13 protein-coding genes and 1 tRNA gene are annotated in these 15,305 nt (G+C 70.3%); 4 read left to right on the forward strand and 10 right to left on the reverse strand.

Annotation, left to right across the window (positions count from 1 at the left end; all coding sequences use genetic code 11):
- Positions 1-72: 72 nt before the first annotated feature.
- From cysN to Nocox_RS37645, 9 genes are all read right to left on the reverse strand, one after another.
- Positions 73-1,335, reverse strand: coding sequence for a sulfate adenylyltransferase subunit CysN (gene cysN / locus Nocox_RS37605; protein ID WP_020545209.1), 1,263 nt, complete (start codon positions 1,333-1,335; stop codon positions 73-75).
- Positions 1,336-2,250: a sulfate adenylyltransferase subunit CysD gene (cysD, locus tag Nocox_RS37610; RefSeq protein ID WP_020545210.1), complete on the reverse strand. Its 915-nt coding sequence runs from the start codon at positions 2,248-2,250 to the stop codon at positions 1,336-1,338. It lies immediately after the preceding gene.
- A 19-nt stretch (positions 2,251-2,269) separates the two neighbouring features.
- Positions 2,270-3,034 carry a 3'(2'),5'-bisphosphate nucleotidase CysQ gene (locus Nocox_RS37615; protein ID WP_020545211.1) on the reverse strand — a complete coding sequence of 255 codons (765 nt, stop codon included), beginning with the start codon at positions 3,032-3,034 and terminating at the stop codon, positions 2,270-2,272.
- Entirely contained in the window at positions 3,034-4,470 is a 1,437-nt protein-coding gene (locus Nocox_RS37620) for a sugar transferase (protein ID WP_020545212.1), read from the reverse strand. The genes Nocox_RS37615 and Nocox_RS37620 overlap by 1 nt, the downstream gene beginning before the upstream one ends.
- Positions 4,471-4,587: 117 nt before the next feature.
- Positions 4,588-5,172 carry an aminoacyl-tRNA hydrolase gene (pth, locus tag Nocox_RS37625; RefSeq protein ID WP_020545213.1) on the reverse strand — a complete coding sequence of 195 codons (585 nt, stop codon included), beginning with the start codon at positions 5,170-5,172 and terminating at the stop codon, positions 4,588-4,590.
- 65 nt (positions 5,173-5,237) lie between these two features.
- Entirely contained in the window at positions 5,238-5,870 is a 633-nt protein-coding gene (locus Nocox_RS37630) for a 50S ribosomal protein L25/general stress protein Ctc (protein WP_020545214.1), read from the reverse strand.
- 105 nt (positions 5,871-5,975) lie between these two features.
- A complete protein-coding gene (locus Nocox_RS37635; RefSeq protein ID WP_246649922.1) occupies positions 5,976-6,917 on the reverse strand; it encodes a ribose-phosphate diphosphokinase in 942 nt (313 codons plus the stop codon).
- A gap of 32 nt (positions 6,918-6,949) precedes the next feature.
- On the reverse strand, positions 6,950-8,401 hold the full coding sequence (gene glmU, locus Nocox_RS37640; protein ID WP_026214774.1) for a bifunctional UDP-N-acetylglucosamine diphosphorylase/glucosamine-1-phosphate N-acetyltransferase GlmU: 1,452 nt from the start codon (positions 8,399-8,401) through the stop codon (positions 6,950-6,952).
- A 135-nt stretch (positions 8,402-8,536) separates the two neighbouring features.
- A tRNA-Gln gene (locus Nocox_RS37645) sits at positions 8,537-8,608 on the reverse strand.
- Positions 8,609-8,875: 267 nt separating this feature from the next.
- Between Nocox_RS37645 and Nocox_RS37650 the strand changes: the two genes are divergently transcribed.
- The 4 genes from Nocox_RS37650 to Nocox_RS37665 all read left to right on the forward strand — a co-directional run bounded on the left by Nocox_RS37650 (position 8,876) and on the right by Nocox_RS37665 (position 13,790).
- Positions 8,876-9,814 (forward strand): acyl-CoA desaturase, encoded by a 939-nt coding sequence (locus tag Nocox_RS37650; protein ID WP_020545217.1) that lies wholly within the window; start codon positions 8,876-8,878, stop codon positions 9,812-9,814.
- A gap of 79 nt (positions 9,815-9,893) precedes the next feature.
- Positions 9,894-10,766 (forward strand): TetR/AcrR family transcriptional regulator, encoded by an 873-nt coding sequence (locus tag Nocox_RS37655; RefSeq protein ID WP_020545218.1) that lies wholly within the window; start codon positions 9,894-9,896, stop codon positions 10,764-10,766.
- A 119-nt stretch (positions 10,767-10,885) separates the two neighbouring features.
- The gene (locus Nocox_RS37660; RefSeq protein ID WP_020545219.1) at positions 10,886-12,946 is read left to right on the forward strand and encodes an RNA degradosome polyphosphate kinase; all 2,061 of its coding nucleotides are present in this window, start codon (positions 10,886-10,888) and stop codon (positions 12,944-12,946) included.
- Positions 12,936-13,790, forward strand: coding sequence for an NUDIX hydrolase (locus tag Nocox_RS37665; RefSeq protein WP_026214775.1), 855 nt, complete (start codon positions 12,936-12,938; stop codon positions 13,788-13,790). Before Nocox_RS37660 ends, Nocox_RS37665 begins: the two co-directional genes overlap by 11 nt.
- Here Nocox_RS37665 and Nocox_RS37670 read toward each other — a convergent pair.
- On the reverse strand, positions 13,765-15,246 hold the full coding sequence (locus tag Nocox_RS37670; RefSeq protein ID WP_020545221.1) for a CYTH and CHAD domain-containing protein: 1,482 nt from the start codon (positions 15,244-15,246) through the stop codon (positions 13,765-13,767). The genes Nocox_RS37665 and Nocox_RS37670 overlap by 26 nt on opposite strands.
- Positions 15,247-15,305 lie beyond the last annotated feature (59 nt).

The following is a 15,305-nucleotide window of genomic DNA, read 5'->3' on the forward strand; positions in this document are numbered from 1 at the left end:
ATGAGCGCGAACTGCGAAGACCCTATCGCTTCCTGTAATCAACCGGTCACGGAACGCACAAAAGATCTACCTTCAGCGCGCGTCGAGCACCATGCCCGCGCCGACCGTGCCATTGGTGGCCTCGTCGATGAGGATGAAGCCGCCGGTGAGCCGGTTGCGCGCGTAGTCGTCAACGAACAGCGGCTGCGTGACCCGCAGCGACACCCGGCCGATCTCGTTGAGGCCGAGCGAGGTGGCCTCCTCGTCGCGGTGCAGGGTGTTGACGTCGAGCCGGTAGTGCAGGTCGCGGACGAGCGCCCGCGCCGTACGGGTGGTGTGCTTGATCGTCAGCTTGGACCGTGGCGACAGCTTGACGCCGTCGGCCATCCAGCAGACCATCGCCTCCAGCTCCTGCGCCGCGTTCGGCTGGTTGTTGGGCCGGGCGATCATGTCGCCGCGCGAGATGTCGAGGTCGTCCTCGAAGCGCAGCGTCACCGACATGGGCGGGAACGCCTCCTCCACCGGCCCGTCGAAGGTGTCGATGGAGGCGATGCGGGTGCTCAGCCCGGAGGGCAGGTGCACGACCTCGTCGCCGGGCTTGAGCACGCCGCCCGCGACCTGGCCGGCGTAGCCCCGGTAGTCGTGGAAGGCGTGGTCGGTGGCCCGCTGGGGGCGGATGACGTACTGGACGGGGAAGCGCACGTCGGTCAGGTTGCGGTCGGAGGCGATGTGCACGTTCTCCAGGTGGTGCAGCAGCGAGGTGCCGAGATACCAGGGCATGTTCTCGCTGCGTGAGACGACGTTGTCGCCGTTGAGCGCGGAGATCGGGATGAAGGTCAGGTCGGAGACGTTGAGCTTGGAGGCGAACGCCGTGAACTCCTCCCTGATCTCCTCGAAGCGCTCCTGCGCGTAGTCCACGAGGTCCATCTTGTTGACCGCCAGCACCAGGTGGGGCACCCGCAGCAGCGAGGTCAGGAACGCGTGCCGCCGCGACTGCTCCAGCACGCCCTTGCGGGCGTCGATGAGGATGATCGCCAGGTCGGCCGTGGAGGCACCGGTGACCATGTTGCGGGTGTACTGGATGTGGCCCGGGGTATCGGCGATGATGAACTTGCGCCGCGGCGTGGCGAAGTAGCGGTAGGCGACGTCGATGGTGATGCCCTGCTCCCGCTCGGCGCGCAGGCCGTCGGTGAGCAGCGACAGGTCGGTGTATTCGGTGCCCCGGTCGCGGGAGGTGCGTTCGACGGCTTCGAGCTGGTCCTCGAAGATCGCCTTGGAGTCGAAGAGCAGGCGTCCGATGAGGGTGGACTTGCCGTCGTCGACGCTTCCCGCCGTGGCAAAGCGCAGAATGTCCATTTAGAAGTAGCCCTCTCGCTTGCGGTCCTCCATGGCGGCCTCGGACGAGCGGTCGTCGGCCCTGGTGGCCCCGCGCTCGGTGATCCGGGTCGCCGCGATCTCCTCGATGATCTCCTCGACCGTGGCGGCCTGGGACTGCACGGCGCCGGTGCAGGTCATGTCGCCCACGGTGCGGTAGCGCACCACCGCCTCGAACAGCGGCTCGTCCTCGCCGCGCTGGACCACCTCGGAGTCGGGCAGCAGCATGCCGTCACGCTCGAACACCTTGCGCGTGTGAGCGAAGTAGATGGAGGGGATCTCGATGCCCTCGCGCCGGATGTAGTCCCAGACGTCCAGCTCGGTCCAGTTGGACAGCGGGAAGACGCGGATGTGCTCGCCCTTGCGGATGCGCGCGTTGTAGAGGTTCCACAGCTCGGGGCGCTGGTTCTTCGGGTCCCACTGGCCGAAGTCGTCGCGGAAGGAGAACACCCGCTCCTTGGCGCGGGCCTTCTCCTCGTCGCGGCGGGCGCCGCCGAAGACCGCGTCGAACTCGTGCTCCTCGATCGCGTCGAGCAGCGTGGTGGTCTGCAGGCGGTTGCGCGAGGCGCGCCGCCCGGTGTCCTCCACGACCCTGCCCTGGTCGATGGAGTCCTGGACGCTGGCCACGATGAGCCGCGCGCCGAGCTCGCCGGCGCGGCGGTCGCGGAAGTCGATGACCTCGTCGAAGTTGTGGCCCGTGTCGACGTGCATGAGCGGGAACGGGATGGCCGCGGGCCAGAACGCCTTCTCCGCGATGCGGAGCATGACGATGGAGTCCTTCCCGCCGGAGAAGAGCAGACAGGGGCGCTCGAACTCGGCCGCCACCTCGCGCATGATGTGGATCGCTTCGGCTTCGAGCACGTCGAGCTGCGACGTTGTGTAGTCGCGCTGCAGCATGGGAGCTTCCTCCGGCGGTTTAGCGGTGCAGGTCCCGAATCCCGGCGAGCAGAGATGTCGCCAGCTCCGGTAGGGAAACCAGAATATCGGGTAGTGACGGGTCGGCTTGGTTGTAGGCCAGCGCGGCGCCGTCCACGCGGCTCGCGTGGGCTCCCGCGGCCTGCGCGACGGCGACCGGGGCGGCGGAGTCCCATTCGTACTGGCCGCCGGCGTGCACGTACGCCTCCACCTCGCCGGTCAGCACGGCGGAGATCTTGGCCCCGGCCGAGCCGATCGGCACCAGGTCGGCGCCGGCGAGGTAGGCGAGCTTCTGGACGAACTCCGGCGGGCGGGTGCGGCTCACCGCGATGCGGAAGCGCCCGCCGCTGAACGCGGGCAGCTTGGGCGGCTCGGCGGTGGTGAGCGTACGGCCCTGCGCGGGCAGCGCCACGGCGCCCGCCGTCAGCCGCCCGCGCTCCCACAGCGCCACGTGCACGGCCCAGTCGGCGCGCCCCTCCTCGGAGAACTCGCGGGTGCCGTCGAGCGGGTCGACGATCCACACCCGCTCGGCGGCCAGGCGGCGCGGGTCGAGCCGCTCCTCGCGGGTGGCCTCCTCCGACAGCACGCTGTCGCTCGGCCGCAGCCGGGCCAGCGACTCCATGAGGAAGACGTGGGAGCTCCGGTCGCCCTCGGCCTTCAGCGCGGCCGCGTCGTCGAACCCCAGGCGCCGGCGGACCTGCAGCAGTCTCTCGCCTGCTTCGTTCGCCAGGTCGGCGGCGACGGCGTGGTCGTCGCGAATCGTCATCAATATGCTCCTTGCCCGCGGGCGACGGCCGACCAGGTTTTCCACAGGATCTGCAGGTCCAGGGTGAGGGACCAGTTCTCCACGTAACGCAGGTCCAGCCGGACCGATTCCTCCCACGATAGGTCAGATCTACCACTTACCTGCCACAGCCCCGTCAGCCCGGGCCGGACGAGCAGCCGCCGCCGCACGTCGTCACCATAACGCGCCACCTCCTCCGGCAGCGGAGGGCGCGGCCCGACGAGCGACATGTGGCCGAGCACGATGTTGATGAGCTGCGGCAGCTCGTCGAGCGAGTGGCGGCGCATGCGGACGCCGAGCGGCGTCACCCGCGGGTCGTTGCGCATCTTGAACAGCAGCCCGCCGCGGTCGCTCACCAGCGTGACCTTCTGCTGGTCCGACCCCCGCCGCATGGTGCGGAACTTCAGGATCGTGAACAGCCGCCCGCCGCGGCCCACCCGGGTCTGCCGGAACAGCGCGGGACCGGGGCTCGTGGCCCGGACCGCGATGGCGAGGCCCGCCAGCAGCGGGGCGAGCAGCACCAGCAGCACCACGGCCACCAGGCGGTCGAAGACGTTCTTCAGCAGTTGCCGCACCCCGGTCAGCTCGGGATGCTCCACGTGCAGCAGCGGCAGCCCGGCGGCCGGGCGGATCGTGGTGCGCGGCCCCGCGACGTCCATGAGGGCGGGGGCGACGACCAGCTCGGTGCGGGTGCTCTCCAGCCGCCAGGCCAGCCTGCGCAGCGCCTGGCCGTCCATCTCGGGGCAGGCCAGCACGGCCACGGTGTCGGCGTCGAACTGGTCGACCGCGATCGGCACGTCGCTGAGGTCGCCGGCCACCGGCACGTCGGCCACCACGTCGCCCGGCACCCTCTCGGGCAGGCAGGCGGCCACCACGTGGAGGCCGTGGTGCGGCTCGGCGCGGAACAGCGCGACCAGCTCGGCGACCGACGCGGCGTGCCCGACGGCGACCACCTTGCGCATGCAGCCGCCGCCCGCGCGGCGCCGGTGCAGGCCGCGGCGCAGGGCGTAGCGGAAGACGAGGGAGAGCAGGGTGACCAGGGGCAGCGCGAGCACCACGTAACCGCGGGCGATGTCGGTCTTGGTGGCGTAGGAGCCGATGGCGGTGCCGGCGGTGAGGGCGAGGCCGGACTGCAGGACGCGGCGGAACTCCTCGGAACCGACGCCGATCATGCGCGGCTCGTACGCCCGGTGCAGCGCCACCGCGAGCGTCCAGACGATCGGCAGCGCCAGGCTCACCAGCACGTACGGCACCACATAAGGCGTGAACCCACCGAAACGCACCTCGAAGGCCACCGCGGACCCGATGCCGGCACCGCACAGATCGGCGGCCACGGCCTTGATCCGGTAGGCGTGCACCCAGCCCGGCGCGCGCGGGTTGCCCCGCCGCGAGACGACGTGACCGGAGCCGACGGTCATGAGACTCTCACCATGGCCGCGCAAGGCACTTTCCTCCGGGTGACCATTCTGGAACGGACAGTCACAGACTGTAGCGGCGCGGAGGACGCCTGACCGGCGAACGGCCTTATGCGGGCATCAGCGAGGAGGGCCGGAAATGTGCAGATCAGCCCGATGGAACTCGTTCTGGGTGACCTCGAGGCCGCGGGCCATGAGCGACTCCACGACGTCGGCCGCCCGGTCCACCAGGAAGGGGAGGTCCTTGCGCTCGACGGTGGCGAAATCCTTCAGCACGAAGGCGGCCGGGTCCATGCGGCCGGGCGGGCGCCCGATGCCGAAGCGCACGCGCAGGTAGTCGCGGGTGCCGAGCACCTTGGTGATCGACTTGAGCCCGTTGTGGCCGTTGTCGCCGCCGCCCAGCTTGGCGCGCAGCGCGCCGTAGGGGACGTCCAGCTCGTCGTGGACGACGATCAGCCGCTCGGGGCCGATCTTGTAGAAGTCGGACAGCGCCTTGACCGGCCCGCCGGACAGGTTCATGTACGTCAGCGGCCTGGCCAGGACGGCGGCGCGGGTCTCGCACACCTCGGCCCGGCTCTTGTGCGCCTTGAACCGCCCGCCCGCCCGGGCGGCCAGCTCGTCGAGCACCATGAAGCCGGCGTTGTGCCGGTTGCCCGCGTATTCGGGCCCCGGGTTGCCCAGGCCGGCGATCAGCCAGCGGTCCATATGCACCTCTTACCGGCGGAACGGGACGGCTCGGATCCGGCCGCCCCGTTCACGAAGGGAACGCGTCACTCGGCGGCGGGGGCCTCGGCACTCTCGCCCTCGGCGGCGGCCTCGGCCGTCTCACCCTCGGCGGCCTCGCCCTCGGCCTCCTCGACGGCCTCGGTCGGCTTGGCGATGACCTGGACGACGACCGTCTCGGCGTCGGTGGCGAGGGACGAGCCCTCCGGCAGCTTGAGGTCGCCGGCGGTGACGGAGGCGCCGACCGCCAGGCCCTCGACGTCGACCTCGACGCCGGACGGGATGTGCGTGGCCTCGGCCTCGACCGGGACGGCGGTGAGCTGCAGGTCGAGCAGGCCCTCGCTGTTGACGTCGCCGACGGTGGTGACCGGGATCTCGACGGTCACCTTCTCGCCGCGCTTGACCAGCAGCAGGTCGACGTGCTCGATGAAGCCCTTGATCGGGTCACGCTGGACGCCCTTGGGCAGCGCCAGCTCGTCGACGCCCTCGCCCTTGAGCCGGATGAGCACGTTGGGCGTGCGGAGCGCGAGCAGGACCTCGTGGCCCGGCAGGGTGAGGTGCTTGGGGTCGATGCCGTGCCCGTAGAGGACGGCGGGCACCTTGTCGGAACGGCGGATCTTGCGGGCTGCGCCCTTGCCGAACACGGTGCGCGGCTCGGCTGCGATACGTACTTCGGACACGACATCTCCTAGGGATGCGGCGGGGAATCGAACAGGTCGTCGGCGCTCTCCCTCACCCGCCCTAGCGGAAGGCGTTACGAGCGCAACCTGTTCAGTTTATAGGGCTCAGGTGTCGCCCTCGAACAGACTCGTGACCGAGCCGTCCTTGAAGACCTCCGTGATGGCCCTCGCGATCAGCGGCGCGATGGACAGCACGGTCAGTTTGTCGAACCTGCCGGCCTGCGACAACGGCAGCGTGTTGGTGACGATGACCTCGCTGATGCGCGAGTTCTTCAGCCGGTCGACGGCCGGGTCGGAGAAGACCGCGTGGGTGGCGGCCACGATCACGTTGGTGGCGCCCTGCTCGTAGAGGGCGTCGGCGGCCTTGCAGATGGTGCCCGCGGTGTCGATCATGTCATCGATGAGCACGCAGGTGCGCCCGCGTACGCGGCCGACGACCTCGCTGACCTTGACCTGGTTGGCCACGTCGAGGTCGCGGCGCTTGTGGATGAACGCGAGCGGCGTGCCGAGCGTGTCGGCCCAGCGCTCCGACAGGCGCACGCGGCCGGTGTCGGGCGAGACGATGGTGGTGTTGGCCAGGTCGAGCTTGTTCTTGAGGTAGTTCTCCAGGACCGGCATGGCGAACAGGTGGTCGACCGGTCCGTCGAAGAAGCCCTGGATCTGCGAGGTGTGCAGGTCGATCGACATGAGCCGGTCGGCGCCCGCGGTCTTGAACATGTCGGCGATGAGGCGGGCGGTGATCGGCTCGCGCCCGCGGCCCTTCTTGTCCTGGCGGGCGTAGCCGTAGAAGGGCATGACCACGGTGATGCGCTTGGCGGAGGCGCGCTTGAGCGCGTCCACCATGATCAGCTGCTCCATGATCCACTGGTTGATCGGGACGGTGTGGCTCTGGATCACGAAGGCGTCGCAGCCGCGCACCGACTCCAGGTAGCGGGCGTAGATCTCGCCGTTGGCGAAGTCGATGAGTTTGGTGGGGGTGAGGGAGACGCCCACGTGCCGGGCGATCTCCTCGGCCAGCTCCGGGTGGGCCCGGCCGGAGAAGAGCATGAGGTTCTTCTCGCCGGGCGATTTGATGCTGGTCACTGCTGATTCTCCTGCTGCTCTCGCTCCGCCACCGCGCGTTCGGCGGCTGCGGCCGACTTGGTGCCCGCGCGCCTGCGCAAGACCCATTTCTCGATGTTGCGCTGACGCGCTCGCGCCACCCCGATGGCGCCGGGGGGAACGTCGTCGATGATCACCGAGCCCGCCGCGGTGTAGGCGCCGTCGCCGACGGTCACCGGGGCGACGAGCATCGTGTCACAACCGACGAAGGCCCCGTCGCGCACGGTGGTGTGGCTCTTGTTGACCCCGTCGTAGTTGACGAAGACGGTGGACGCCCCGATGTTGGCGTCGTCGCCGATCGTGGCGTCGCCGGCGTAGGTGAGGTGCGGCACCTTGGAGCGTTCGCCGACGGTGGCGTTCTTCATCTCGACGAAGGTGCCGGCCTTGGCCTTGTGCTTGAGCACGGTGCCGGGCCGCAGATAGGCGTAGGGGCCGACGCTGGCCTCGGGGCCGATGTCGGCGTGGTCGCAGACGGCGTTGCGGACGACCGCCCGCTCGCCGACGCGGGTGCCGGTGAGCGTGGTGGCGGGCCCGACCTCGGCGCCGGCCTCGATGACGGTCTCCCCGTGGAGCTGGGTGCCGGGGTGGACGACGGCGTCGGCGGCGATCCGCACGCCGACGTCGATCCAGGTGCTGTCGGGGTCGACGATGGTGACCCCGGCGCGCATGTGGCCCTCCAGCAGGCGCCTGTTGAGCACCTTGCGGGCGGCGGCGAGCTGCACGCGGTCGTTGACGCCCTCGACCTCGACGTGGTCGCCGGCGGCGCAGGCGCCGACCCGGTGGCCGTCGCCGCGCAGGATGGCGAGGACGTCGGTGAGGTATTCCTCGCCCTGGGCGTTGTTCGTGGACACGCGCTTGACGGCGTCGGCGAGCAGCTCGCCGTCGAAGGCGTAGATGCCGGAGTTCATCTCCTTGATCGCCCGCTGCCCGGGCGTGGCGTCCTTCTCCTCGACGATCTCCAGGACCGCCCCGGACTCGTCGCGGACGATCCGGCCGTAGCCGGTCGGGTCGGGCACCTCGGCGGTCAGCACGGTGACCGCGTTGCCGTCGGCGGCGTGCCGGTCGAGCAGCGCGGCGAGGGTCTGGGTGCGCAGGAGCGGCACGTCGCCGTAGGTGACGAGGACCGTGCCGGAGATCGTGCCCACCTCCTCCAGCACGGTGCGGACCGCGTGGCCGGTGCCGCGCTGCTCGCGTTGCACGACGGCGCGGGCGTCGGGGCTGGTGGCGGCCAGATGGCCGCCGACCTGCTCGAGCGCGTGGCCGATGACGACGATGAGCTGCTCGGGACCGAGCTCGCGGGCGGCGGCGAGCATGTGGTCGACCAGCGCGCGGCCGCACAGCTCGTGCAGGACTTTCGGGGTCTGGCTCTTCATCCGGGTGCCCTCGCCGGCGGCGAGGACGATCACGGCTGCCGGGCGCGGCACACTCACGGACTGAGGCTCCCTGTGACTGGACGATCAGGGCCATTGGTACGGCTCTTGTACGACTACCGCACCGCTACCCTCCCGACACCGTGAGGATACCTGCCCGCCCCCCGGACGATCCCGCCGGGTCTGACCTCAAAGCTCCCGGAAGAGGACTCGAACCCCTACAAAGTGGACCAAAACCACTTGTCCTGCCGATTAGACGATCCGGGACAGATCGGACACGTGGCGTCCGACACACTCCTACGATAGCGAGCCCTGGCCCGACCTCGCGCCGCAAATAACCATCCGCGCAGGTAGCAGCGCCGCTTCTTATAACAGACCGCGCCAACCACCACAAGCGGTGATTCCCACCCACCTTACGGGGAAGAGCGTCACTTCTCCGCCATCCGTGGCACAGGACTTCCTAACCTACGATGGCGTAGGTTACGGTTGCGTAGCCCGGACATTCATCCTCAAACATGCTGTTGGAGGTCGCCCATGACCGTTCTCGCCGAGCGTCCCGCCCCCGCACCCAAGCCCGACTTCGAGCCCGAGCCGAAATCCCGCGCAGAACTCGTCACCTTCGGCCTGGTCGTCGGGCTTCCCCTCGTCGCGGTCGCCGCGGCCGTGCCGTTCGCCTGGGGATGGGGTCTCGGCTGGACGGACATCGCCATCGCCTTCGTCTTCTACGTCGTGTCCGGCCTCGGCGTCACCGTGGGCCTGCACCGCTACTTCACGCACGGCTCGTTCAAGGCCAAGCGCCCGATGAAGATCGCGCTGGGCATCGCCGGCAGCCTGTCGCTGGAGATGTCCGTGCTCGACTGGGTGGCCACCCACCGCAAGCACCACAAGTTCTCCGACAAGGAGGGCGACCCACACTCGCCGTGGCGCTTCGGCCCGGGCTTCAAGAACATGGCCAAGGGCCTGCTCTACGCCCACATGGGCTGGCTGTTCGAGAGCGAGCGCACCAACCGCGAGAAGTACGCCCCGGACCTGTGCAAGGACCAGGACGTGATGAAGCTGCACAAGTGGTTCGGCGCGCTCGCCCTCACCTCGATCCTGCTCCCCGCGGTGCTGGGCGGCCTCATCACCTGGTCCTGGCAGGGCGCGGTGACCGCGTTCTTCTGGGGCTCCCTGATCCGCATCGGCCTGCTGCACCACGTGACCTGGTCCATCAACTCCATCTGCCACGTCTTCGGCGAGGAGGACTTCCAGGTGCGTGACAAGTCCCGCAACGTGTGGTGGCTGGCCATCCCGTCCTTCGGCGAGTCCTGGCACAACCTGCACCACTCCGACCCGACCTGCGCCCGCCACGGCGTGCTCAAGGGCCAGATCGACCTGAGCGCCGGCCTGATCAGGATCTTCGAGCGGCTGGGCTGGGTGCACGACGTGCGCTGGCCGACCCCCGAGCGCCTGGCGGCGAAGCGGATTGCCTGACCAGACAGATCCGGCGAGCGGCCACGGGAGCGTGGCCGTCATTATGGATCCTGTGACCGAACCCCGATCTCGCAGGCGCATGTCCGGTAGCGAGCGCCGAGAGCAGCTGATCCGCATCAGCCGCACCCTCTTCGCGGAGAAGGGGTTCGACGGGACCTCTATCGAGGAGATCGCGGCCACCGCGCAGGTGTCCAAGCCCGTGGTGTACGAGCACTTCGGCGGCAAGGAGGGCGTCTACGCGGTGGTCGTCGACCGCGAGATGCAGAAGCTGCTCACGATGATCACCGAGGCGCTGGCGGCCTCCCACTCCCTGATCAAGGTGGAGCGGGCCGCCCTCGCGCTGCTCCAGTACATCGAGGAGAGCAGCGAGGGCTTCCGCATCCTGGTCCGCGACTCGCACGCCGCCTCGGGCACCGGCACCTTCGCGAGCCTGATCAGCGAGATCGCCAGCCAGGTCGAGGACGTCCTCGCCGACGAGTTCGCGGCCAGGGGCTACGACCCCAAGTCCGCCCCCATGTACGCCCAGATGCTGGTCGGCATGGTCGCGCTGACCGGGCAGTGGTGGCTCGACGTGCGCAAGCCGGGCCGCGAGGAGGTCGCGGCCCACCTGGTCAACCTGGCGTGGAACGGCCTGAGGGGCCTCAACCCCGACCCGGCCCTCAGCGCCGCCACCCGGGCGCGCGCCGCCGCCCCGCCCAAGCCACGCCCGAGCAGCGAGAAGGAACTGCGCGAGCTGGAGAAGGCCCGCGAGCGCGAGCTGAAGGAGGCCGAGAAGGTCCGCCAGCGCGAGCTGAAGGAGGCGGAGAAGGCCCGGGTCCGCGAGCTGAAGGAGCGCGAGCGGCTGCTCAAGGAGGCGGAGAAGGCCCGCGAGCGCGAGGACAAGATCCGGCAGCGGGAGGCCAAGCTCGCCGAGCGCGCCGCGCGTCTCGAACAGGTAGATCAGTCGGAGTGACGGGTTGAACAGAACGGCGCCCATGCGTGACCATAGAAGGAAGAGGGCGCTGATCAGCGGAAACGAGCGTTGCGGCGCCGTTAACGTGATGTTCAACCGAACGGGGCAATATACGCCATATGTCCGCAGAACCGGTGCCTCCTGCCAATGATCTGCCGCTGCCGCAGGAGCGCTTCCTCAACCGGGAGGAGAGCTGGCTCCAGTTCAACGAGCGCGTGCTCGAACTGGCCGAGGACTCCGCTCTCCCCCTGCTGGAGCGGGTGCGTTTCCTGGCGATCTTCGCGAGCAACCTCGACGAGTTCTTCCGGGTCCGGGTCGCCGGGCTCAAACGGCGGATGGCCACCGGGCTGCTGCTGCGGACCAAGAGCGGACTCAAGCCCCGCGAGGAGCTGATCCGCCTCGCCGGCGTCGCCGACGCGCTGGCCCGGCGGCACGCCGCCGTCTTCCACGACAAGATCTGCCCGCAGCTCGCCTCCGAGGGCATCGAGATCGTCCGCTGGGAGGACCTCGACCGCGAGGAGCGCACCGAGCTGCGCAAGCTGTTCAGGGAGCGCATCCGGCCGGTGCTCACGCCGCTGGCGGTGGACCCCGCGCACCCGTTCCCGTACATCTCGGGCCTCAGCCTCAACCTGGCCGTCCTCGTCCGCAACCCGGCCACGGACCACACCGTCTTCGCCCGGGTCAAGGTGCCCTCGCAGCTCCCCCGGTTCATCCTGGCGTCGAAGGACCGCTTCGTCCCGCTGGAGGACGTCATCGCGGCCCACCTGGGCCAGCTCTTCAAGGGCATGGAGATCCTCCAGCACCACGTCTTCCGCGTCACCAGGAACGAGGACCTCGACGTCGACGAGGACGTCACCGAGAACCTCATGCAGGCCCTGGAGAAGGAGCTGCTCAAGCGGCGCTTCGGCCCGCCGGTGCGGCTGGAGGTCGAGGAGACGATGACGCCGGAGGTGCTGGCCCCGCTCGTGGAGGAGCTGGAGCTGGCCCCGCACGAGATCTACCGGCTGCCGGGGCCGCTCGACCTGTCGGGCCTGCACGCCATCGCCGACCTGGAGCGCGGGGAGCTCAGTTACCGCCCGTTCGTGCCGGCCGAGGCCATCAGCGCCGAGGACGACATCTTCACCACGCTGCGCGAGCGCGACGTCCTGCTGCACCACCCGTACGACTCCTTCGCCACGAGCGTGCAGCGCTTCATCGAGATCGCCGCCGCCGACCCGCGCGTCCTGGCGATCAAGCAGACCCTCTACCGCACCAGCGGCCAGTCCCCCATCGTCGACGCGCTCATCGACGCGGCCGAGGCGGGCAAGCAGGTCGTCGTGGTCGTGGAGATCAAGGCCAGGTTCGACGAGCACGCCAACATCTCCTGGGCGCGCAAGCTGGAGCGGGCCGGCTGCCACGTCGTCTACGGCGTGGTCGGCCTGAAGACCCACTGCAAGCTGGCGCTCGTCGTCCGCCAGGAGCCCTCGGGCGAGCTGCGCCGCTACTGCCACATCGGCACCGGCAACTACAACCCCAAGACCGCCCGCCAGTACGAGGACTTCGGCCTGCTCACCGCCGACCCGCTGGTCGGCGAGGACGTCACCGACCTGTTCATCCACCTGACCGGCTACTCCAACCACTCCGCCTACCGCCGCCTGCTCGTCGCCCCCCACTCGATGCGCAGCGGCCTGGTGGCCAGGATCGAGCGGGAGATCGCCCACCAGCAGGCCGGGCGTCCCGCCCGCATCCGCATCAAGACCAACTCGCTGGTCGACGAACCGATCATCGACGCCCTCTACCGCGCCTCGCGGGCCGGGGTGCCGGTCGACCTGTGGGTACGCGGCATCTGCCTGCTCCGTCCAGGCGTGCCCGGCCTGTCGGACAACATCCGCGTCCGGTCGGTCCTGGGGCGGTTCCTGGAGCACTCCCGCGTCTACGAGTTCGGCCTCGGGCGGCGGCCCGAGATCTGGATCGGCAGCGCCGACCTCATGCGCCGCAACCTCGACCGCCGCGTCGAGGCCCTGGTCAAGGTCACCTCGCAGCAGCACAAGGCCTACCTCGTCGAGCTGATGGACCTCGCCATGGCCGAGACGACGAGCACGTGGTGGCTGGGCCCCGACGGCTCCTGGGCCCGCCACCCCGGCGAGGACCTCCAGACCCATCTCATCAGCACCCGCCGATGGAGGACCGTTGACGACTGAAGTGCTCCGGGCCGCCGGAGCCGTGGTCTGGCGGGGGCCGGCGAGCCGTCCCGAGGTGGTCGTCATCCACCGCCCCGCATATGGCGACTGGACCCTCCCCAAGGGCAAGCTCGAACCCGGCGAGCACGTGGTCGCCGCCGCGCTGCGCGAGGTGCGCGAGGAGACCGGCCTCATGGTCACGCTCGGCCGCCCTCTGCCGCCCGCCCACTACCTCGTGCGGGGCCGGCTCAAGCGGGTCGACTACTGGGCCGCGCGGGTGACCGCCGACGACGGCTTCACCCCCGGCGAGGAGGTCGACGAGCTGCGCTGGCTGCCGCTGGAGGAGGCCGGGGCGCTGCTGACGTACGGGTGGGACGCCGAGCTGCTGCGCCACCTGACCGCCGCCCCGCTGGAGACCGTGCCCCTCGTGCTCGTCCGGCACGCCACGGCCGGCTCCCGCGCCGAGTGGGACGGCGACGACGAGCGCCGCCCGCTCGACGCCGGCGGGCGGGCCCAGGCCGCCGTCCTGGCCACCGCGCTGCCCGCCTACCGGCCCGAGCTGCTGATGAGCTCACCGAGCGCGCGCTGCGTGCAGACGCTGGAGCCGTACGGGGGCGAGATCCTGCTGGACCCGCTGCTCAGCGAGGAGGGCCAGGACCCGCGCAAGACGCCCGTCCTGGTGCGCGAGCTCACCGTCCCCGCGGCCGTGTGCAGCCACGGCAAGGTGCTGCCCGGGCTGATCCAGGCCCTCACCGGCAAGGAGATCAGCCTGCGCAAGGGCGCGTTCGCCGTGGTGCACCGCGTGGGCGACCGGGTCGTCGCCGTCGAGCGTCACCCGGTCACAGCAGCTTCTCCACCGCCTTGACCGTCTCCGCCCACACCCCCGGGAAGTCCGCGTGCGCCCGCGCGGCGAGGTCCCGCTCGATCCCCACGAGCAGCCCGTACGTGAAGGTGTCCTCGCCCGCCCGCCTGGCGCTGTCCGCCTCCTTCGTCAGCGTGTCCTGCGCGACCACGCCGTCCTGGTGCGCCCCCAGCACCTCCTGGATCTCCTCGGCCCGCCTGGCGAGCTTGGCCATGTCCTTGCCAAGGGTGGGCTGGAGCGCTTCCGCGGTGTAACGAGCGCGTTTGGCCGCCTTGCGCACGTCGTGCATGGCGGTCTCGTGGCGGCCCGGGTCCTCGACGGCCTGAGCCCTGTCGTACGCCTTGGTCACCCGGTTCCAGTTGTCCGCCGCGATGGCGGCGAGCCGCTCCTTCGCCGGCTTCGGCGCGGCCTTGCCGAGGCTCGGGCCGGCGAGCAGCGCGTCGAGGTCGTTCAGCAGCGTGTAGTAGCGCTCGTCGCTGAGGGCGTCCTTGATCCGTTCGTAGGCGTCCCGCTCGCGGGCGAGCAGGTCGGCGCCGAGGCGGTCCTCGATCGGGCCGACGACCAGCTCGGGCGGCAGCCCGGCCAGCCTCTCGGCGAACCTGGCCCTCATGACCTCCAGGTCGCGCGCCTCGCCGAGCACGGTGCCGAGCCGGCGCAGCTCGTCCTGGAGCTGCTCGGTGCCGGTCACCACGGTCCTGAACGCCTTCAGCGCGCTGCGCAGCCGCCGGGAGGCCACGCGCATCTGGTGGACGGCGTCCTCCTCGGCGCGGCGTACCCGGGGGTCCTGGGAGAGGAGGGCGTCCACCTGGCTCGCGAGGTAGGCGAGCACGGCCTCGCCCGCCGAGCCCGGGTCGCAGGCGGCCAGGGGCGGCGGGGCCGGTCGGAGCACTTTCGCGAGCTTGCTGGCGGATCCGGACGGCTTGGCGCCGGCCTTCCTGAGGCGCTTGCCCACCTTGGCCAGCAGCGCCCGCCGGCTCTCGTCGATCAGCTCGGCCTCGACCTCGCGCCAGCGTAGGACCCGGCCGCCCTCGCGGCGGTCGGTGGCCTTGACGTCGTCGTCGGCGACCTCCAGCAGCCTGGCCCCGCCGTCGCGCAGGACGGTGACGCTCCTGCGGGTGTCCAGTTCGGCGACCACCTCCAGCTCGGCGCCGCGGGTGTAGGCGCGGACCAGCTCGGCCAGCTCCGGGGGGACGAGCGTGGTGCTCCGGGTGAGCGGCACGGCGATCTCCTGCCGGACGCCCTTGGCCTTGGGCAGCTTGAGGTGCCAGCCGGCGTCGTCGCCGCCCCTTCGCCGCCTGAGCGTCACGCCTCTGGCGGCCAGCCGCAGGTCGGGCGTGTCGTAGTAGAGCGCGACGAGCCGGTGGCTCTTCGGCCCGGCGACGTCGGTGGCGAGGTCGGTCAGGTCGGGAAGCGCGTAGTCCCGCGGAACGTCGAACTTGTCCTCGATCTCGATGCCCACTGCACCTCACAAAGTCCGATTTCGGACAATTCTGCCACCGTTAGGTGAACATCACCGAG

Source organism: Nonomuraea coxensis DSM 45129 (genome assembly GCF_019397265.1).
Classification (GTDB): domain Bacteria; phylum Actinomycetota; class Actinomycetes; order Streptosporangiales; family Streptosporangiaceae; genus Nonomuraea; species Nonomuraea coxensis.